The organism is Paraburkholderia aromaticivorans, assembly GCF_002278075.1.
In the GTDB taxonomy this organism is placed as follows: Bacteria; Pseudomonadota; Gammaproteobacteria; order Burkholderiales; family Burkholderiaceae; genus Paraburkholderia; species Paraburkholderia aromaticivorans.
Genome location: NZ_CP022991.1, coordinates 371,709 through 392,465, shown reverse-complemented (window position 1 = coordinate 392,465; position 20,757 = coordinate 371,709). Strand labels below are relative to the sequence as shown.

Below are 20,757 nucleotides of genomic sequence, written 5' to 3'. Positions count from 1 at the left end.
AGCAACGTGTATAAGCAAAACAGCAGTCACTTCAAGTATTTCGTGGGTGTCAACTCGCTCGCGCAGATCGCCACGCCGGACGATCGGGTGTGCGTGCTCAATATTCTCGGCGGCGAGTCCTCCGAAGTGACGCCCGTCAGTCATGCGTTCTCAGGCGGGAATATTGTCTTCGGCACGGCGCCGGGCAAAGGCGGGCAAGTGCTCGCCACCTCCATCGGAGATATTCCGGTCTACAACAACGTCCGTGAGGGTCTGGAAGCGGGGCATCGGTTCAACTGCGGCGTGGTCTATCTGCCGCCATCGGCGGCCCGCGACGGCGTCGCCGAACTGATCCGCGTCAATCCCGATCTGAAGAAGATTTTCATCATCACCGAAAAGATCGCCGTACACGACGCCCGCGAAATTCGCGCGATGGGTCAGCAGGCGGGCATCGATATCTTCGGTGCGAACGGGCTCGGCGTCGCTGACTCGTGGAATCGCGTAAGAATCGGCGGAGCGCTTGGCGGCGATAGTCCAGACGATTCATTGCGCAAAGGATCGATCGCCATCTTCTCGAACTCGGGCGGCTTCAGTACAACGATCGCGCAGTACCTGCGCATGAGCGGCTGGGGCACATCGACCGTCATCTCGAGCGGCAAGGACGTCTACATCCACTATGCCGCGCCGGAATTTGCGTTCGCACTCGCCAACGATGCGCGAAGCAAGGCCGCGGTGCTCTATTGCGAACCGGGTGGCTACTACGAGGCCGATGCGGACTTCACGAAACCGGTGGTCGCCTGTGTGGTGGGCCGGTGGAAGAGCCGCCTCACGCGTGCGGTCGGCCATGCAGGCGCGATGGCCGGGGGCTCTGACGACGCGCAAGCTAAGGAGCGCTGGTTCATGGAAAGGTTCGGCGTAGACCGCCTCTTCACGCCCGACGATCCGTGCTGCTCGGTCAAGGGCGCGGTCGTCACCAACATCGCGCATATCCCGGCGGCGCTGACCGCCGTCATGCGCGCCAACGCGACGATGCCTGATTTCGAGCCCGAAGGCAGCCTTGCGCTCAAGCCGTGGTTCGGTTCCGACCAGGGAATTCAGCTTCCGTCCGACCTTGCGATCCCCGTAGTGGGAGCGGTAGCACCCTACGACGAGCAAGTCTTGCAGGTCAATCGACAAATCGGTGCGATTGCGCCACGTCAGGCGTTGAAGGATGCCTCGGGAGCATCGCAGATGGATCCGAAAACGCAAGTGAGCAGCCTGTATGGCGCCTCGATGCTCGACGCGGCGACGCATTCGCTCGAAGCGAACGTCTGCCTTGCCCTGCTTCACGAGTTCGGCGGAGAAAACGACGAGAAGCTCATCAATGTCGCGATCGCTGCATTCGTCAATCTGCACGGAACGCCGCAACTCGCGGCAGCGCAAGCAGCACGCGAGGCCGGCAATGCACCCAACGCCATTCTGGCCGCCGCGACCTCCATCATCGGGCCGAATCGTCAGCGCGCGTCGCGGCATGCCGCGAAATGGATGATCGAACGCTCCTCGGCAGCCGGCCTTAAGAGTGCGCTTGACGAGACCTTTGACAGCGCCCGGATTGACCTCAGCGGCTGCGAGCCGCTCTTTGCCGACACGCGCGATGTGCGTGCCGAAGCGATGCTTGCGGGACTCGCCGAGCGTGGAGTCAGGTCGGTCCTCTTGCGCTGGCTCACGTCTCAGCCCGCTCACCCGACGGCAGACGCGGTGCTGGCCGCGATCTGCGTGACGCTCGCGTGGGGACCGCTGATGCGCAAGCGCATCTCGCGCGTCACGGCCGAGAGCCTGCCCTGGTGGATCATGTTGTTCGGGACGCTGATCGGCGCATCGGCGGACGCCTCGCGACACCGTCCCGACGGCTTTTGCGGCTTTACCACGCAAGCGCTGCTGAACGAACGCAGTCTGACCGAAATCTGTTTTGCCGCGTTGCTCAATCTCGCGCCGGGGCCCAACGATCTGTTCGCCTTCAAGACGCTCGTCGGTCTGCTGCTCACCAACGGTCCGGGAGCCATCTCGGCGCAGGGAGCAAAAGGTGCAGTATCCGCTGACGGCCCGGAAAGCCCCGAGCGCGTGCAACTCAACAAGGCACTGGTCGGCTTTCTCACCCATACAGGTTATACGCATGGCGGCAATGGCTATGAAGGCATCGCGTTCCTGATCGAAGCGTTCAGGGACAGCGGGCTTGCCGATGCGTCCAACCCCGCGCACGGCGTCGACCTGCGCTCGCTGGCCGGGCGCTCGGTCGAACGCTATGCGAAGTACAAGGCTCGACAGAAGCAGGCCGGCAGCCTCGATATCGCGAAGCTGCCCGGAGTGAACCATCCGGTCTTCAAGGACAGGCCAATCAACTATGACCCGCGCGAAGTTTTCATCGCGCAACTGTGCGAGAAGCGTGGGGAATATAACGTGTTCCACGCTTTCTATCGCGAACTGGTGCAGGCTTTGTTCGATACCGGCGTCTCCCGTAACGTGTACTGCGTAAACGTCGATGCCGTGATCGCGGCGCTGCTGCTGAAGATGCTGTTGCAGCCGCTGCAACGCGGTGAATTGACCGAGTCCGATCTGGAAACCGCCGCATTCACGATCTTCCTTTATCCCCGCATGCTCGGATGCGCGGCGGAAATCGACGATCACCTGAACCGGGGGCGCAACATGGACACCCGAACGCCCGCGTCGCAGTGCCGCTTCGTGGCTTGAGCACGTTGCCGGCATTGATAACCAGCGCACATCAATCGTTTCGAAAATAGCACTTATCGTTTCGTGCGGTTCGGGCCAATATTCGACAAACAACAAATCGCCCGAACATCGCAAGTCAAAATTTCTGGAGACACCTCGATGCATCCCTCCTCAACCCCGCTGGCCCCCGGGCAATCGAAGGCATCTGCCGTGCTACGCGTGACGGCAGGCAACTTCCTCGAGCAGTTCGACTTCTTCCTGTTCGGCTTCTATGCCACGCAGATTGCCGCGGTCTTTTTCCCGGCGGGGAGCGAGTTCGCTTCGCTGATGATGACCTTCGCCGTGTTCGGCGCGGGCTTCCTCATGCGACCGCTCGGCGCGATCATCCTCGGCGGGTATATCGACGACGTCGGTCGCCGCAAGGGCCTGATCGTCACGCTGTCGATCATGGCGAGCGGCACCATCCTGATCGCGTTCGTACCCGGCTATGCGACGATCGGACTGTTCGCCCCGGCCCTCGTTCTGATTGGCCGTCTGCTGCAAGGCTTCTCCGCCGGTGCGGAACTGGGCGGTGTATCGGTTTATCTTGCTGAGATGGCGACGCCGGGCCGCAAGGGTTTCTTCACGAGCTGGCAGTCGGCGAGCCAGCAGGTGGCGATCGTCGTCGCCGCCGCGCTCGGCTTCGCGCTCAACCAGTGGCTCGACACGGCTGCGATCGCTGCGTGGGGATGGCGCGTGCCGTTCTTCGTCGGCTGCATGATCGTTCCTTTCATTTTCATTTTGCGGCGCAATCTCGAGGAAACACAGGAATTCAAACAGCGCCAGCATCGCCCCAGCATGAAAGAAGTCTTTACGACGCTCATGCAGAACTGGAACGTCGTGATCGCGGGCATGCTGCTGGTCGCAATGACCACCACGAGCTTCTATCTCATCACCGTGTATGCGCCTACCTTTGGCAAGACGGTCCTGCATCTGAGCACCGCCGATAGCCTGCTTGTCACGCTGTGCGTGGGGATCTCCAACTTCATCTGGCTGCCGATTGGCGGCGCGCTGTCGGACCGGATCGGTCGCCGTCCGCTGCTTTTCGGAATGACGATCCTGGCGATGGCGACCGCGTACCCCGCGCTGTCGCTGCTCGCTCACGCGCCGAGCTTCGTCAACATGCTGCTCGTGCTGCTCTGGCTCTCATTCATGTACGGGATGTACAACGGCGCGATGGTCGTCGCACTCACCGAGCTGATGCCGGTCGAAGTGCGTGTCGCTGGATTCTCGCTGGCCTACAGCCTCGCGACGGCGGTTTTTGGCGGTTTCACACCTGTGGTCTCGACCGCGCTCATTCACATGACGGGCGACAAAGCCGCGCCGGGCTACTGGATGAGCTTCGCCGCGGTCTGCGGGCTCGGTGCCACGCTCGCGCTGTACCGGCGTCGTCCCGTTCCGCTGCGTGCGGCTTCCTGAAGCATCGCTTCGCTCCTCGAACTTCAGCCTGACGTCCTTTCACCCATGAATTCCATCCTTCTGAAACTCTGCACCGCGGCGCTCCTGGGCAGCGCCGCCGCCGCGGCAAATGTGCAGGCCGCCGAACTGCACGTGATGAGCTCTGGCGGCTTCACCGCTGCCTACAAGCTGCTCGGCCCGAAGTTCGCGGCCGCCACGGGCAACACGCTCGATACCGCGCTAGGACCGTCGATGGGCAAGTCGCCGGAGGCCATTCCGAACCGGCTCCAGCGCGGCGAGCCTGCCGACGTCGTAATCATGGTCGGCTATGCACTCGACGACCTCATCAAGCAGGGTAAGGTGATCCCCAATTCGCGCGTCGAGCTCGCGGATTCGCGTATCGGCATGGTGGTGCGCGACGGCGCGCCGAAGCCCGACATTGGTTCTGAGGCGGCGCTCAAGGAAACCTTGCTGCATGCCCGGTCGATCGCTTACTCGGATAGCGCGAGCGGCGTTTATATCGAGCGCGAATTGTTCAAGCGGCTCGACATCGACCAAGAGGTGAAGCCCAAGGCGAAAATGATCCCGAAGATCCCGGTGGCATCGGTGGTTGCAACGGGCGACTATGAAGTGGGATTTCAGCAGGTAAGCGAGCTGCTCCCGGTGAAGGGCGCGGCGTACGTCGGCAAGATTCCGGAGTCGGTGCAATCCGTCACGCGCTTTGCGGCTGGCATCCCGGTCGGCGCGCAGCATCCGAAGGAGGCGAAAGCGCTGCTCGACTACCTCGCGTCGCCCGCCGTGCAGCCGGAGGTGACATCGACCGGGCTCGACTCCGTCGCCACGCATTGAGACGACAGCAACGATTCAGCCCGGCAGGTCGGCGGGCTGATCGAAAGCTTCTTCTGGCCCATGCGCCAGGCTCAATGCATCCACCAAACGCGTGCGGTCGCAGGCGCGCTCCCACATCGATACGAAGATAACAGCACAGGCGTTGCTGATCACGCTCGTCAGGGCACGCGCCTCGGACATGAAGCGATCGATGCCGACCAATAGCGCGACGCCTGCAACCGGCAGATCGGGAATGACGGCGAGCGTCGCGACGAGCGCAACCAGTCCGCTGCCCGACACGCCCGCCGCGCCCTTGGACGTGAGCAGCATGACCGCGAGCATCGTCGCGATCTGGCCGCCCGACAGGTGTATATCGCACGCTTGCGCGATGAACAGGGAGGCGAGGGTCAGGTAGATCGCCGTGCCGTCGAGATTGAAAGAATAGCCGGCCGGCAGCACCAGTCCAACGATACCCTTGTCGCAGCCAAGCGCTTCGAGCTTGACGATGAGGCGCGGCAGCACCGGTTCGGTCGACGACGTCGCCAGCACGATGACGAGTTCCTCGCGAATGTAGCGCAGTAAGCGCCAGAGGGAGAAGCGATGCAGGCGTGCGAGCGGGCCGAGCACGCAGACGACGAACAGCAGGCACGCCACGTAGAACGACAACATCAGCATGCCGAGCGAGCCAATCGAACGGATCCCGAATCGGCCCACCGTGAACGCCATCGCGCCGAATGCCCCGACGGGGGCAAGCCGCATGATCAGCGCGAGGATGCGGAACAGCACGTGTGCGAAGCTATCGATGAATTCCTGCACTCGCCGCCCGGCGCTTCCGCTGGCGTTCATTGCGAAGCCGAACAGAAGGGCAAGCAGCAGGACCGGCAGAACCTCGCCTCTCTCGAAGGCGCCGACGAGCGTCTCCGGAATCACATGCAGCGCGAATTCCACGAGTCCGTGCGTCTGCGTGCGAGTCGAATACTGCGCGAGGATGGCTGTGTCCAGATGATGTGCGTCGATATGCAGTCCCGCGCCCGGATGCAGCGCGAACGCGGTCGCGAGCCCCAGAACGAGCGCAACGATGGTGAGCAAGTAGAACAACGCCAGCGCCTTCAGGATGACCCGGCCGATCTTCGAGCCGCTCACCAGCGACGTGATGCCGGTGACGATCGTGCAGAAGACGATTGGCGCGATCATCATGCGTACCAGCGCGATGAACGCATCGCTGAGCGGTTTCAGCGACGCGCCGGCCTGTGGCCAGAAGTGGCCGACAGTCATGCCGAACCCCATTCCAAGCAGGACCTGGACGTAAAGCAGCCTGAAGGGCCTTGATAGCGTCATTTCTGGGTCTTCTTCGCCGCACCGGCCATGCCGCTTCGCTTCGTGTCGAGGATCGTCTGGTAGAACTGCTGCGCGGCCGGCGCGAGGGGGCGCCCCCGGCGTCTGACAATACCGACTCGCCTCGTCACGATCGGATCGAAGAGCGGCACGCTGGTCAAAATCGGATGGTCGCGCATGGGCATTGCCATTGAAGGCACCGCTGCCACACCGAGTCCCGCTTCAATGAGGCCGAGCATGGTGGTGACATGGCGAGTCTCACAGACGCTCGGCACTGCAGGCGCCACATTGGTCAACGCCTGATCGAGCAGCAGGCGGTTGCCGGAAGTCTTGTCGACGGAAACGTATTCGTATTCATACAGCTCACTCCAGGTCACCTGTTTTTTCCGGGCAAGGGGATGGTCGCGACGGCACGCGGCGACAAAGCGCTCCTGCAGCAGGACCTTGAACTCGACATCGGTTTCCTGACTGCCCATGAAGCTGACGCCGAAATCGGCTTCACCGCTGATGACCGAGCTGAGCACGTCGTTGGCGCTCGTGTCCAGCAGCTTGACCCGGATCCGCGGATAGCGGCTGTGATAGGCGGCAACGACGCTCGGTAGGAAATAGTAGGCCACCGACGGCACGCATGCGATGGTCACATGACCGAGGCGGCTGCTGGAGACATCGCGAATGCCGAGCAACGCGACATCAAGATCGTCGAGAAGTTGTTCCGCGCTCGGGGCGAACACGCGACCTACGGTGGTGAGCGTCACGGTGCGGGTGGTCCGCTCGAAGAGCCGCACGCCGAGCGCCGCTTCGAGCTTCTCGATGCGCCGGCTCAGCGCTGGCTGCGAAATATTAACCGCCTCCGCTGCTTTGCGGAAACTACCCAACTCCACGACGGCTCGAAACGCCTGCAAATCGTTCAGGTCGAAGTTGACGCCCACGGGTCGTCCTCCGTATTCTAGATGCGACTATTTTGCACGATATGGACGTGTCCTTCGAGGCAACACTCGGTGATTAGCCTACGAGCGGTCACCGAAATCGGGATCGACGGGCCGGTTTCGTCGTGATGTTGTTGAAAAAGTCGCCGTCGGTCTCTCTTGCGACGTTTAAGGGGTCTTCTTGCCCTTGAGCAGAGGTCGCGAGCGGCTTGTAGGTCGATCTGAGAGGTCGATTTTCGCGCGAGCGAACAGAAGAAATCTCGAAACGACTTTTTCAACATCATCAATGTACAACTGCCGTTCGTCGCCCCGCATAGGGAGACGGGAGTTCGGCCTTATGGAAAGCTTCGCATAAGGCCGATGAAGGAGCGTTGAAGCAGGCCGCGATCCGTCAGTCCCGATATATCCACGTCGTCCACCGCCCTCTTACCGCCGCCGGTCGTGCCGGGTTCCCCGACCCACCACAACCAGGGCAATACCTCCGAGGATTGCTGCCGAGGCCAACACGATTCGGATGGTCACGCTCTCTCCAAGAAATGCGACTGCGCCGAGCGTCGCGATGACCGGCACGCTCAACTGCACCGTGGCCGCGTTGCCAGCTTTCAGACCGGGCAACGCCGCGTACCAGATGGCGTAGCCAATGCCGGAGGCCACTGCGCCGGAACCCGTTGCATACCAGAAACCGGCGCAATCAACCGAAGCGTGGGCGGACATGGCGGCGCTGAGCGCAGCGGCAAGTGGGACTGCGCGCAGGAAGTTACCGGCCGTCACCGCGGTGGGATTTCCTGCGCCCTTGCCGCGCAACGAATAGATGCCCCAAGCGATGCCAGCCCCGAGCATAAGGGCAGCGCCTCCGGGAGGTGGGGCGGAGAGACCGGGAAGCAGCAGCCCGGCAAGGCCTGCCAACGCGCATGTCAATCCGATCCATTGCCGCGTATGGAAGCGCTCCCCCTTTCGGATGCCGTAGCCGATCATCGTCGTCTGCACGGCGCCGAACAGAAGCAGCGCCCCAGTGGACGCCGGCAGGCTCAGGTATGCAAACGAGAATGCGGCCGCATAGGCGAACAGCGCCAGCGCCGACAGCCAGTTTCCGGCGCCGCCCAGCCCCCCGCCCCGCAGCCGCACTATTATCGACAGCGCGAGGGCGCCCGACGCGATACGGATCGACGTAAAACTCGCTGCATCGATGCCGGTGCCCTTCAGGGCCAGCCGGCATAGCAACGAATTCGCTGCAAACGCGACCATTGCAAGCAGCGTCAGCACGGTGACACGCACGGGCGACACAGAAATCCCCAAAAAACGCTGAATCTTGCGCCAGTATCCGGGCATTGCGCTGCCCGTACGAACAACAGCGACCGGTCGTCTCTGGCCCGAACGCGGCCTTTTGCATTCGGCTCATGTTCACCCGTTGCAGTGCTTCGCCCTCCGAGACCTGAACGAGTGCTTCCAAGGCTGCCCTGCCGTTCCTGAAGGCGAAGCGAACATAACATCAATGTAATGTTTGCGTCAGCGTGCATCAATCTTCGCTGTACAGAATAAGGGTACTCACTCCCGGTTCCACGAGGTGGTGAGATCGAAGGCTTCCGTCACGGCGGCGTGAAGCTGACCCAACCCAGGTTCAGGAGGTAATGCACCATGAAGACCCTTATATATGCAGCGCTGATTGCCGGCGTACTTGCCACTCCCGTAGCCTCTTTCGCACAGGACGCTACGGGTCCGTTGACGCGGGCCGAAATACGCGCGGATCTGATTCGAGTGGAACAAGCCGGGTACAGGCCGGCCGCAAAAGATGTGCACTACCCAGCAGATATTCAAGCGGCTGAGGCGCGTCTTCAAGCGCAGGATGTCACTGCGCCGCGAAGCACGGGTGTAGGCGGAATATCGGATGGCTCATCGCAGTCGGGTGCGCCGACGGCAACCCAAGGTACTCGCTCGATCTACTTCGGTCACTGATGCGAGCATGTCTCACAAGCCATCGCTGGCTGCTTCTTTCGCCTATTAAGTGAGCGACCGCGTCCGCGCAGTTTCGCTTCCGAGGGTTGAGCGGGCTGACCGGTGCGCGGCGTCACGATGGCCCCAAGAGGAACAATGTATAAACAAAAGCCTATTATTTTTGTTAAAAACATTAACTATCGCAAATCTACAGCCGAGTCTACGCTGTAATCATCCTCATCGCGTAGGCTCGGGTCGCAGCACTTGAGTCTCTGGCCGGCTGAGGGTGGGCGATCGAAGGAGATGACCGTGAACACCGCCGAGAAGTCCTTGCATTACCTGGTGGAAAAGTGGCTTGCGCCGGCCCCCAATACTCAAATTCGCGTAATTCAGTTTGGACATATGCGCGAAGATAGGAGACGCTACGTGCACGTCGAGGCATCAGCTCCGAGCGGCCCGCGCGCAATCTTTTTCTTTCGGCACGACGACGGCTGCTGGTGCGTATTTCCGCCTCGGATTGCGCGCCCCTTCATGACCGGTCTTCAGCGTGCCGCTTGAGTTGCATCACAAGCTCGAACAAGCGGCGAAGGACAAATTGACTGCACATTTTGCAAGCTGAACGGAATGACTGCAGCCGATCCGAATCGCCCGCCGCCAGTTCCACGACGCGCCGGAACATCGACACGCAAAGGTTCGATAACCGGGCGAAGGCGACATTCGAACGTCCACATGAAGACACGGCACGACGATCGTGGATGGCCGGTCACTGCCTCGTGCAAGCTGCCTACGCAGCCGGGGCTTCGGGAAATCGCGGTCGACAGCTGTCGCCCCGGCTCAGACGATCGACCCAGCGCCGTATCAAGTCGGCGCTTCCGGTAAAACGGACAGTCGCTTGCGCCGCATGCTAACGTGGGCGCGCCGCCAATATGGTCATTGGACGAGGCTTGCGCAAACGAGCTGACATGGATAGCGACGCGGCTATTGCCGTACCCGCGGCGACCAGTCAACGAAGGACACCATCCCACCGCGGTGCGCTTCAGCGCCTGCACGAGGCACAGGCTCTCCCGCCTATCCCCCAGAAGATGCTCGCCCTCGATAACTCAAGGCATCGACGAGCAGAGAAAATGCCGGACTCGGCTGCCGGCGGCTCGGATAGTAAAGGTGGTAACCGGACATTGGCGTCGACCAGTCGGCGAGGACGCGTACCAGTCTCCCAGCCGCCACGTGGTCGCTCACGAAATCTTCCGGCAGGTAAGCGAGGCCGAGCCCGGCTAGCGCGCTGTCCAGCTGAAGCGTGATCGTGTTGAACGACAATTCGCTTCCGGGCCGCACTTTCAGCTCGTACCCGTCCTTAACAAAGGGCCACGACCAGACGCCGCCGGAAGTCGGCAGGCGCAGGGATATGCAGCGATGACCCGTAAGATCATGCGGGGTCTCGGGCGTGCCATACCAGGCGAAATACGAAGTCGCGCCAACCACCCACTGCCCGAAGTCAGGGCTAATGCGCACGGCAATCATGTCTTGCGCGACCTGCACGCCAAGACGGATTCCCGCGTCGAACCGCTCGGCCACTATGTCAGCGAGGCCGTAATCGTTGATGACCTCCACCGTGATGTCGGGATAGTCGGGCAGCAGCTTTGCCAACGCCGGTATAAGAACTTTCTGCGAAGCGTGCTCTACGGAGGTTATCCGCAGATGCCCCGCTGGTTTGTCCCGTAGCGCGTTCAGATCAGCCAGGCCCGAGGCAATGCCCGCAAAGTGAGGCGTGATCGATCTAAGCAGCCGTTCGCCGGCCCCGGTCGTGGAGACGCTGCGGGTCGTGCGCGTTAGAAGTCACACGCCTAACCGCTCTTCGAGGGACGTCATCTTTGCGCTCAATGCAGGCTGCGAGATCCCCGGTTGCGCAGCCGCTCGCGTGAAGCTCTTTTTCGTCGCCACCGCGAGGAACGCGGCAAGGTCGTCCAGGCTCTCTTTCATATTCATAACCCCTTCCGATAACGGCAAGAGGATAGTGCCATCTAATCGTATGAGTTTCACGGTGATAGATTGACAGTACGCACCCAGCGGAACGCGTTCCGCACTCATCACGAGGCATGACCATGCTTGTTAGTGACGAAAACGCTGGATCGACGCCGCAATCACGGGATCGTCCCAGTCTCCGAAGCGACAGCCGGCGCACATTCGTCAAGCACTCGATTGCGCTGGGCACGGTCGCCGCCTCCCAGCTCACCCTTGGAACCGACGGGGCGTACTCCCACGGCAAACACGACACCCAACCCGTACAAGGACAAGACATGAAACAGCGCACATTAGGCGGATTGCAGGTCTCGGAAGTCGGTGCAGGCTGCATGACTTTCGCTGGCAACTACAATGCGCCCGTGCCGAAAGACGTAGCGTTAAAAACAATCCGAACGGCTTTCGAGCATGGCGTGACCTTCTTCGATACCGCCGAGGTCTACGGGCCGTATCTGAGCGAGGAATTCGTCGGCGAGGCGGTGGCGCCGTTTCGGGACAAAGTGCAGATCGCCACCAAATTTGGCTTCGCGATCGATGGGACGATCGCGCTGAACAGCCGCCCGGAACACATTCGCAAAGTGGTCGAGGAATCTCTCAAGCGCCTTCGAACCGATCACATTGACCTGTACTATCAGCATCGCGTCGATCCGAGCGTCCCGATCGAGGACGTCGCCGGAGCGATCAAGGACCTGATCGGCCAGGGAAAGGTACTGCATTTCGGACTATCCGAAACGAGTGTGAAGACCATCCGTCGCGCGCATGCCGTGCAACCAGTTGCCGCAGTCCAGACGGAATACGCGCTGTGGACCCGCAACGTCGAACTCAATGGCGTGCTGGCGACGTGTAACGAACTGGGAATCGGCTTCGTGCCGTGGTCACCGGTTGGCCAGGGGTTCCTGACGGGCGCGTTCGACACGAACACAAAGTTCGACGAGAAGAACGACTTCCGTGCCGGGTTTCCTCGCTTCTCGAAGGAATTCCTGAAACTGAATATGCCCATCATCGAATGGCTCAAGGAGTACGCGGCTAGCAAAGGGGCGACACCGTCGCAGGTTTCGCTGGCGTGGTTGCTTGCGAAAGGACCCCATGTCGTTCCGATTCCGGGTACGCGTACCGAGTCGCATCTGCTCGAAAACCTCGGTGCGCAGCGCCTCCAATTCACGGCCGCCGACGTTCAGGAAATCGACACCAAGCTCTCAAAATTCCCTGTTTTCGGCGACCGTATGGGCAAAGACCACATGAGCCAGATCGACTATACGGTTTGAGTTTCCATAACGCGGTGGTGGGTCAGCATTGCGCCACCGTGTCCCCGAGCCACAAGACCTCAAGTAAAGTTACGTGAAATACAGCAAGCTATTCGAGCCAATGGCACTGGCGCCTGGCCTGACCGTACGCAATCGCGTGGCGATGGCCCCAATGACAACATGGGCCAGCAACGACGATGGCACCGTCTCCGACGAAGAGGAAACCTATTACCGGCGTCGGGCGAAGGACGTCGGTGTGGTCATCACCGGCTGCACGCATGTGCAGGAGAATGGAGTTGGCTTCACTGGCGAATTTGCCGCGTATGAGGATCGCTTCATTCCCAGTCTGAAGAGACTGGCGAACGCCGCCAAAAGTGGCGGTGCATGCGCGATCCTGCAAATTTTTCATGCCGGCGTGAAGACCTTGCCGGCCCTGGTCAGCGACGTGGTGGCAGCAAGCGAGGTCGAAGGTGAAGCAGGCCCGTTTGCCTCGGCCATCGTACCGCGAGCGCTCCAGGAAGAGGAAATTCTGGATGTTATCGAGGCGTTTGCCGATGCCACACGTCGTGCTATTGCTGCCGGTTTCGATGGCATAGAGCTCCATGGGGCACATGGCTTTTTGATCCAGAACTTTTTCTCCCCTCATTCGAATCGCCGCGTTGACCAATGGGGCGGCTCGCTCGAAAACCGCATGCGCTTCCCACTCGCGGTGGTAGAAGCTGTCAAGCGAACCATCGCAGACCATGCCGATCGTCCATTCGCGCTTGGCTATCGAATGTCGGTAGAAGAAGGCATGGACGGGCGATTGAGCATCGGCGACTCGCTGGAGTTGGTCCCGCGCCTGATCGGTAGCGGAGCAAGCTATATCCATGCTTCGCTCGGCAGCGCGTTAGATCAAAGGCCCGCCACCGGCAGTTACGACCAATCGATCGTCCACATCCTGCACACTCACATTAATGGGCGTGTTCCGAACGTCTGCATTGGCTTGCGGGCGAATGACGGCAATGACCGGAAACGGAAGATCGGGCAGCCGGATAAAGTAGCGCACTGATAAACCCGGGCACCCAAGCAACTTTGTATCCGAACATGCGTGAACCCACTATCACAGCAACCGCCGGATCACCTGCTGCCCGTTCGCCCGTGACGCAGCAGTACCTTCCCCGCGCCGGATAAGACTTTGCGGGACGGCCTACGCCATGGCCTACGCTCGAAAATTTCCCGTCCGCCCGCTGTCGACCCACTTCGGCCAGTGATGCAATACCTTCGACCGTACCCTTACGAGTCGCCATGAGACGCGATGTCACACGACTAGGACGTGGCACGCCCACTCATGAGATTAAGCTTGTTGCGTCAAGCACGTCTTCCGACATATATCCGCGCATGCGCAACCCTGGAGAACCAGGCTCAGGGGCAAGCACCGTCAGCGGAAAACGCTCACCGCATCGACCAGGCGCGTTGCCTGCTGCTTTAGGCTTTCAGACGCCGCCGCGCCCTGCTCCACCAGCGCGGCGTTCTGTTGCGTGATATGGTCGAGATCGCTGACGGCCTGGCTGACTTGCGTGATGCCGCTGCTCTGCTCGATGGTGGCCGAGCTGATCTCGGCAATCAGGTCCGAGACGCGTTTCACCTGAACGACAATTTCGTCCATGGTCTTGCCGGCGTCATCGACGAGCCTCGAGCCTGATTCGACCTTCGCGACGCTAGCACCAATCAGACCCTTGATCTCCTTGGCCGCACTGGCGCTACGCTGTGCGAGCGCGCGAACCTCGGCAGCAACGACTGCAAACCCACGCCCCTGCTCGCCGGCACGTGCAGCCTCAACCGCGGCATTGAGCGCCAGTATGTTGGTCTGAAACGCAATGCCATCGATCACGCCGATGATGTCGGCGATCCTTTTCGAACTGTCGGTGATGTCGTTCATCGTGGTCACCACCTCCGACACTGCCTGGCCTCCCCTTGCCGCTGCATCGCTTGCAGACCCTGAGAGCTGGTTGGCCTGGGTCGCCGTTTCTGCGTTGCTTTTCACGGTGGCGGTCATCTGCGTCATTGATGCAGCCGTTTGCTGAACGTTTGTCGCGGCCTGCTCGGTGCGCGCGCTAAGATCATTGTTACCCTGTGCGATCTCGTTGCTCGCGGTTTGTACATTGAGCACCTGCCCGCTGACGTCGTCGATCAGCCAGCGAAACATCAGACCGAGCTGACTGATCGTGCGCAGCGTCATGCCGATCTCATCGACGCGATTCATATGCACGACCTTCTGGCTTTCACCGGAGGCCACGCGCAACGCCTGTTCTCGCATCTGTTCGAGCGGCCGCGAGATCTGCGCTTCCAGCCACCATGAGGCCAGTAATAAACAGATCGAAGCCCCCCCAGCAAAGCCGCCAAGAGCGCCGCCCGCGAGACCCAGCGCCCAGGCACCGACGACAAGTGTCGGCGCCAGAACCAGGAGCGCCGAACGAATGCGCCAGCGCACGGGCATGGTCTGCACCGCCGATGTCCAGCCCATCAGACCGCTGCGAACGATCAACCCTCTGTGAAAGCGACGGCGGCGAGCGTTGCCTTCACGAAAATCCTTGTAGAGCGCTTCAGCCGCGGCAATTTCCTCGCGCGAGGCTTTGGTCCGCACGGACATATAGCCCACCGGCTGACCGTTTCTGACAACGGGTGTCGCGTTGGCGCGAACCCAGTAGTGGTCGCCGTTCTTGCGCCGATTCTTCACCAATGCGGTCCAGGGTTCGCCGCCTTTGAGCGTGGCCCACATGTCGGCGAAGGCCTCTTTGGGCATATCAGGGTGCCGTACCAGATTGTGCGGCTGGCCGTGGATTTCCTCAGGACTGAAGCCACTGACTTCGACGAAGGCTGCGTTTGCGTATGTGATGTTGCTTTGGGTGTCCGTGGTTGACATTAACGTCGCGTTGTCGGGAAACTCGAATTCGCGTTGCGTGACGGGCTGATTATTTCGCATGAGTACAGATCCGCTCAGAATGTTAGATTCGATACGCGGCAGAAAGCGGGGCCGCCGACTCTTTGTCCTTGTTAACGGTATGGTTATCCAGGTCTTTAGCCTTTCAGAGCGATGACGACCAATAACGCTCCGCCGGCCCGGCAAAATTGCATTTCCCGTAGAGAGTCGTTCGCTGTTTCCGCGTCGAAGTTGAACAAGGCGAAGGGCGTCACCGTGTCACGGTGCTTTCAAGCACTGTCCGGTATGGGTGGCCAGCGGACCGCTGAAGAATTCCGGTGACCGGCTCAAGTTGGCCGAGCCCGGCCCGACGCAAACCTCGCAGGATCGCTGATCGCCGGAGATACGCAACAGGCATGGACTGACCCTTCTCGGACGTTCAGGCGATCGCGGCCTGAACGTCGTGTTTCAAAAGTAAAACGGTCATTCAGTTCGCCAAATTGGCTGGTCGGCTAAAGCCGTCATTCAGTTAGTATGGCAAACGACCTCCGCGCAATGACGGTTTTAATTTGCAATCGGCGATTGGCCTCAGGCCCGCATGCGTGGCACGAAGGCTTGCCGCCGGATGTTACCAACGGCGCGCGACGACAGCCGTGCTCTCAGCTATTTCCTCCCATGCATAGGGCAGCCCGACCAGCGGGTCAGACAGCACAGTGCTTATTGCCTGCTGGGATGTGCGACAACACCCGCCGCCCGGCGCGCAGCTTCCTGCACGCCCCGCACGGCTGCGGCAACGATCAGCCCCGTGAACACCATGCCGATCAGGCCCAGCAATATCGCATCAATCCGGCCAAACGTCGAGGTAGGGACCACGTCGCCGTACCCGATGGTCAGCGCGGTGATCGCGCAGAAGTACCAGGTTTCCTCCATCGTCGAAGGCGTTCGCTTCACCGTCTCCACGGGGTCCCCCATGTAATACATTGCGACCGTTAGCAGCACGAACAGCACTAGCAGGCTAGCCAGGACTGCACGCAGGTACCAAAGGGTCCGGCCTGATTCCTGCAAGATCTCACGCGCCCGCAGGCGGACGACCGTGTCGCTTGTCGCATTTCCCATTTGCAGGCACCTCCTACGTTGTGCTCACCCCGTTACACGTGGGTGAATGTCGGTCCCACCCCGCTTTCGGCATCACATCAGCAGGGACTCCAATAATTGCGTTGGGCTGAGGCACGGCTGCGCGCGGCGTCATCGCGCGCGGTGGCTTCGCTCGAAAATCAGCAACATCAGGCAGGCGTAGACCGTGACGGCCACAAAGAGTCCCATACGGACCGCGAACGCCGTGTAGACGTCCTTTCCCGCCGCGCTGTCTTGCACCGATTGGCCCAGCAGAATGATCATGGTGACGAGGCTGTTCAACCAGAAACCCGGTGAGTAACGCGTTATGCTGATGCGATAGAGCTTGCGACCCACCAACAGGCCAAACAGCAGCATCCAAAGGAAGAGCATCCACAGGTCCACAAAGAGCCTGAGCGCAAGCCAGAACACGATCGCCAGCAAGCCACCTAGCAACGTGGAGCCGATCAGATCGCGCGCCGCGCTACGGGCCGTCGTGGTACAGCTTTGTCGACCGAGGCTTACGGACTTCATGATGATCGGCATGTAGCTCGCTGGATCGGCGATGGCGAGCAGATATGCTGGCATGACAACGAGTGCGGCGCGCAGCGCGATGCGTGCCGCCTGCCCGTTGGGCATGGCCTGAGCGGCAGGTTGTGGCCCCGTGCTCACGGGCTCGGGAAACAGCATGTGAGTCAATCGTGCCACCAGCACGGCTAGCACAAGTCCCTTCACCAGCGCGCCAACAACCGTCACGGCCGACTGGAAGTCAGTGGTTCCGGCAGCGGAGATCATCGTCAGGCCGGCCACCAGAAAGGTCGAGACCAGATTATTCCCGCCGCGCAAACCATAGCGAAACGCGAGGAAGAGCATGAGGCCAACCACCATCACGCCAGCGAACGCGTAATGGCGAAGCAACGGCACAAGGAGCAAGCCGCTGCCCGTGGTCAAAGCCACGATCAGCGCGAACGCTACGCCGGCCTTGAACGACAGTGGGCGGTTTTGCGTCGCGAGAAGAAAGACTGCGAACACCGGCGCGATGACGGGGACCGACAGGTCCAGCGCGAAGCTGATCGTCAGGCAAAGTGCCGTCCCTGTGGCAACGCGTAGCGTACGTGGACCGAGAAGCTGAAGCCTGTGTTCCATAGATGCAGTAGTTAGCCATTCAGTAAAGGTACGAGACCCAACTCATCACGTGCAGAAACAGGCGACCCAGCGGATTGAGCGGATTACCCGGATCTGGAAACCCCATCACCTCTGCCTGCCCACCGACACGAACGTTGTGAAGGCGCGCCCTCTCACCCGGGTCGAACTCGACGACGACCGGAAAGCGTTGCGCGGGGCGCAGCCAGTCGCGGCTGTTCTGTACGGTAGGCAGACCTCCGGGCGGCGCGCTCTGCCCTACACTCACGCCATAGCCGATACTGCGAAGCCGTCCCTCGAAAACTTCGCCCGGCAGCGCGTCCAGCGCAATCATCACGGGCGTGCCGGGCCGTAGATGCCCCAGGTTGTTTTCGGTCATATCCGCACTGACCCACACGTCGCGGATTGCAATCAGCGTCATGACCGGATTGCCCGCCGCTGCGAACTGGCCGATCTCCGTGCGCAGATCCGTGATGACGCCACCTGAGCGCGCCTTGATTCGCGTACTCGCAAGATCGAGTTCCGCCTTTTCGAGCGCTGCGGCAGCGGCGCGCAACAGCGCGTTCTCCTCCCCATTGCCGCCCTGCTGCTCGCGAGCGCGTTCCACTTCGGCACGCGCAGCGGCAACCTGGCTCTAGGCCTGCTCGTGCGTCGCTCGCGCCACTTCGAGGCGCCGCAGCGAGACGGTGCCCTCATCGTCGCGATACAGCCTTTCGAGGCGCTCGCTGTCCTGGCGTGCCTTGACTTCATTCGCGACGGCCGCGCGCAACGATGCGAGCGCCGAATCGACCCCGGCCGTGCTCGCGCCGACCTGCCGGCGCGTCGACTCGAGATCGGCCCGCGCGCGATCGACGGCGATCCGGTATTGCGCGCTATCGACCTCGAAGAGCACGTCGCCCGGTTTGACTTCCTGATTGTTATGCACGAGGACGCGGGTCACCCGCCCCGATGCTTCCGCGGCGACGGATACGACGTAAGCCTGAACGCGTGCCTGTTGCGTATAAGGGGTGAAGCGATCGGCGAACAAATACCAGATCAGGCTGACAACGATCACGCAGACGACCCACTTCACCGCTTTGCCGGACGGGTCGGCGACAGGCGCCGGCGCCTCCCGCGGCGTCACGGGGGTGGGCTCGGGCTTGTCGCTCATGGGGACGAACCTCCAGGCGAACTGGCGGCAGCGGACGGAACATCCGACTCGTTCAGCAAGTCGCCCCAGTCGGTGCGCTGCTGCATCTGCTGGCGCGTCGCGGGATCGACGAGCGGCTGTTCCGAGTACCAGCCTCCTCCGAGCGCCTTGTAGAGCGCAATCAGACTGCCCACCGCGTTGCCGCGGTTGACGATGTACGCGTCCTGCTGGGCGAACAGGGTCCGTTGCGCGTCGAGGACACGCTGGAAGTCCGAGTACCCTTCCCGATAGATCGTATTGGCGAGCTTGAGCGAGCGCCGCGCGGCCCCTTGCGCAGATTCGATTGCGCGGCTGAAGCGCCCCCAGAAATCCAGCTCCCAGCCGACACTGAAGCCCGCCCCGTACTGCCAGAAGCCGCCTGAGCGCGGGTTGAATCCATCCGAGCGTTTGCGCACCGAGTACAGGACGTCGACATTGGCCTGTTGCACCTGCGGATAGCGGCCCGCGATCGCGATGCCCAGTTGGGCGCGCGCCTCGAGCACACGCAGGCCGGCAATCTTCACATCGCCGTTGCTGACATCGGCCTGTGCGATCAGACTCTCGAGGTTATGGTCCGCGAATATCTGCCACCATTGCCGAACGTCAGGCTGCGTTGCCTGCCGTGTGACCTGCTCGGTTGACGCGCTGCTCCAGTGCTCAGTCCAGCTCTCATGCTGCGGGCGAAAGTCGGGGCCGACGCGCATGCATGCGCTCAGGCAACTGGCGGCGAACAGCAGCCAGTACCGGCGCGCGTAAAGTGGCGCAGAGGACACGATCGGCCCCGGAAACATCAGATGTCCTGATTTGCTTTTAACGGCTTCGGCTGGTCTTTTACCCATCGCCAGAACAGTTGATACCCGACCGCGAGCATGACAGGTCCGATGAACAGGCCAATGACGCCGCCCGTCACCATGCCACCGAGCGCGCCGATCAGCACCACTGGCATCGGCACGGCGACGCCGCGGCCCAGCAGCAAGGGCTTGAGCACGTTATCGGCAAGCCCCGCGACGAACACATAGACCGAGAAGATGATCGTGATTGCGCTCACGCCTTGCGTCGCAATCACGAAGATTATCACTGGGATGGTGATCAGGGTCGCGGGCAACTGCATGATGCCAAGCAGCAGCACCGCGAGCGCGAACAGACCTGCACCTGGAATACCGACGACGACGAACGCGACACCAATAAGTAGCATCTGGATGAACGCGATTCCGACCACACCCTGGGCGACCGCACGAATAGTGGATGTGCAAAGTTCGGCGATTTGCGGGCCGTTTTCAGGGCCGGAGATGCGCGAGGCGATCTCCACCGCACTTTTATGGCCTGTCTCGCCATGAGCCATGAGTATGCCAGCGACAATCAGGGCGGCGAAGAACAGCAGCAGCCCAGCGCCGAGACCGGTAACCGTTCCGAGCAGAGCGAGCCCGGTATCCTTGAGTTGTGGAGCGAACTTCAACACAAGACCCGTAAGGTCGATCGAGGCCTGCTGCCAGAAGTCATACACACGCTGCCCAACCAGCGGCCAACTGGCCACCGAATCGGCGGGGGGCGGAATGCTGAAGCTGCCGCTTTTGAAAATGGCCATCGCGTTATCGATCGATTCGGCTACCGCGACGCCCAGCAGATACGTCGGAACAAGGATGATACCGAACGCGACGAGGATGATCAGCGTGGCGATCAGACCATCCTTGCCGGCGAGCGTACGCCGAAGTCTGACTTGAAGCGGATACAACGTAATTGCGAGGATCAACGCCCAGACCATGAGGTTGAGGAACGGGACGAATATCCGGAAACAGAAAATGGCCAGAACAGCAACGAGTCCAGCACGGATCAGTACATCGAGCAATTCTCTGGACAACACCCGTTGGGTAATCGGTGTGAGCAGCATAACTTGTCTCCCGGCAGGTCAACTCGAGGATCTGCCGGCGACAATCCTGGGCACGCCCCTAGCCATGGTTGCCAGCACAGAACCATGCCACTGCGTCCGTCGACTTCCGATGGAAGCCGATTCATCGACCAGCTACTTGT

The 20,757-nt window shown here is 61.2% G+C and carries 15 protein-coding genes and 2 pseudogenes; 7 read left to right on the top strand and 10 right to left on the bottom strand.

What is annotated here, in order from left to right; all coding sequences use genetic code 11:
* The first annotated feature begins 6 nt into the window (after positions 1 to 6).
* From CJU94_RS34755 to CJU94_RS34745, 3 genes are all read left to right on the top strand, one after another.
* Positions 7 to 2,706: a CoA-binding protein gene (locus CJU94_RS34755; RefSeq protein WP_095423181.1), complete on the top strand. Its 2,700-nt coding sequence runs from the start codon at positions 7 to 9 to the stop codon at positions 2,704 to 2,706.
* Between the two features lie 138 nt (positions 2,707 to 2,844).
* The gene (gene tcuC, locus CJU94_RS34750; RefSeq protein WP_095423180.1) at positions 2,845 to 4,143 is read left to right on the top strand and encodes an MFS transporter; all 1,299 of its coding nucleotides are present in this window, start codon (positions 2,845 to 2,847) and stop codon (positions 4,141 to 4,143) included.
* A 45-nt stretch (positions 4,144 to 4,188) separates the two neighbouring features.
* Positions 4,189 to 4,971, top strand: coding sequence for a substrate-binding domain-containing protein (locus tag CJU94_RS34745; RefSeq protein ID WP_095423179.1), 783 nt, complete (start codon positions 4,189 to 4,191; stop codon positions 4,969 to 4,971).
* Between the two features lie 15 nt (positions 4,972 to 4,986).
* Here the strand turns inward: CJU94_RS34745 and dctA are convergent, their stop codons facing one another.
* From dctA to CJU94_RS34730, 3 genes are all read right to left on the bottom strand, one after another.
* Positions 4,987 to 6,288: a C4-dicarboxylate transporter DctA gene (gene dctA, locus CJU94_RS34740; protein WP_095423178.1), complete on the bottom strand. Its 1,302-nt coding sequence runs from the start codon at positions 6,286 to 6,288 to the stop codon at positions 4,987 to 4,989.
* Positions 6,285 to 7,214 (bottom strand): LysR family transcriptional regulator, encoded by a 930-nt coding sequence (locus CJU94_RS34735; RefSeq protein ID WP_095423177.1) that lies wholly within the window; start codon positions 7,212 to 7,214, stop codon positions 6,285 to 6,287. Before CJU94_RS34735 ends, dctA begins: the two co-directional genes overlap by 4 nt.
* Positions 7,215 to 7,637: 423 nt before the next feature.
* The gene (locus tag CJU94_RS34730; RefSeq protein ID WP_095423176.1) at positions 7,638 to 8,540 is read right to left on the bottom strand and encodes a DMT family transporter; all 903 of its coding nucleotides are present in this window, start codon (positions 8,538 to 8,540) and stop codon (positions 7,638 to 7,640) included.
* A gap of 306 nt (positions 8,541 to 8,846) precedes the next feature.
* On the opposite strand from CJU94_RS34730, the gene CJU94_RS34725 reads away from it, so the two are divergent.
* On the top strand, positions 8,847 to 9,164 hold the full coding sequence (locus tag CJU94_RS34725; protein ID WP_095423175.1) for a DUF4148 domain-containing protein: 318 nt from the start codon (positions 8,847 to 8,849) through the stop codon (positions 9,162 to 9,164).
* Between the two features lie 288 nt (positions 9,165 to 9,452).
* Entirely contained in the window at positions 9,453 to 9,701 is a 249-nt protein-coding gene (locus CJU94_RS34720; protein WP_167397611.1) for a hypothetical protein, read from the top strand.
* A 510-nt stretch (positions 9,702 to 10,211) separates the two neighbouring features.
* Here the strand turns inward: CJU94_RS34720 and CJU94_RS34715 are convergent.
* A pseudogene (locus tag CJU94_RS34715) lies at positions 10,212 to 11,120 on the bottom strand (LysR family transcriptional regulator).
* A gap of 317 nt (positions 11,121 to 11,437) precedes the next feature.
* On the opposite strand from CJU94_RS34715, the gene CJU94_RS34710 reads away from it, so the two are divergent.
* Positions 11,438 to 12,424, top strand: coding sequence for an aldo/keto reductase (locus CJU94_RS34710; protein ID WP_095423173.1), 987 nt, complete (start codon positions 11,438 to 11,440; stop codon positions 12,422 to 12,424).
* 100 nt (positions 12,425 to 12,524) lie between these two features.
* Positions 12,525 to 13,454 carry an oxidoreductase gene (locus tag CJU94_RS34705; protein WP_095423172.1) on the top strand — a complete coding sequence of 310 codons (930 nt, stop codon included), beginning with the start codon at positions 12,525 to 12,527 and terminating at the stop codon, positions 13,452 to 13,454.
* A 369-nt stretch (positions 13,455 to 13,823) separates the two neighbouring features.
* Here the strand turns inward: CJU94_RS34705 and CJU94_RS34700 are convergent, their stop codons facing one another.
* The 6 genes and pseudogenes from CJU94_RS34700 to CJU94_RS34675 all read right to left on the bottom strand — a co-directional run bounded on the left by CJU94_RS34700 (position 13,824) and on the right by CJU94_RS34675 (position 20,617).
* Positions 13,824 to 15,368 carry a methyl-accepting chemotaxis protein gene (locus CJU94_RS34700; protein ID WP_095423171.1) on the bottom strand — a complete coding sequence of 515 codons (1,545 nt, stop codon included), beginning with the start codon at positions 15,366 to 15,368 and terminating at the stop codon, positions 13,824 to 13,826.
* Between the two features lie 654 nt (positions 15,369 to 16,022).
* Positions 16,023 to 16,421, bottom strand: coding sequence for a potassium channel family protein (locus tag CJU94_RS34695; protein ID WP_095423170.1), 399 nt, complete (start codon positions 16,419 to 16,421; stop codon positions 16,023 to 16,025).
* Between the two features lie 129 nt (positions 16,422 to 16,550).
* On the bottom strand, positions 16,551 to 17,564 hold the full coding sequence (locus CJU94_RS34690; protein ID WP_095423169.1) for a DUF2955 domain-containing protein: 1,014 nt from the start codon (positions 17,562 to 17,564) through the stop codon (positions 16,551 to 16,553).
* A gap of 19 nt (positions 17,565 to 17,583) precedes the next feature.
* Positions 17,584 to 18,711 (bottom strand): annotated as a pseudogene (locus tag CJU94_RS34685) (HlyD family secretion protein).
* A complete protein-coding gene (locus tag CJU94_RS34680; RefSeq protein ID WP_095423168.1) occupies positions 18,708 to 19,520 on the bottom strand; it encodes a TolC family protein in 813 nt (270 codons plus the stop codon). Before CJU94_RS34680 ends, CJU94_RS34685 begins: the two are co-directional and overlap by 4 nt.
* Positions 19,520 to 20,617: an AI-2E family transporter gene (locus CJU94_RS34675; protein WP_095423167.1), complete on the bottom strand. Its 1,098-nt coding sequence runs from the start codon at positions 20,615 to 20,617 to the stop codon at positions 19,520 to 19,522. Before CJU94_RS34675 ends, CJU94_RS34680 begins: the two co-directional genes overlap by 1 nt.
* Positions 20,618 to 20,757: the final 140 nt, after the last annotated feature.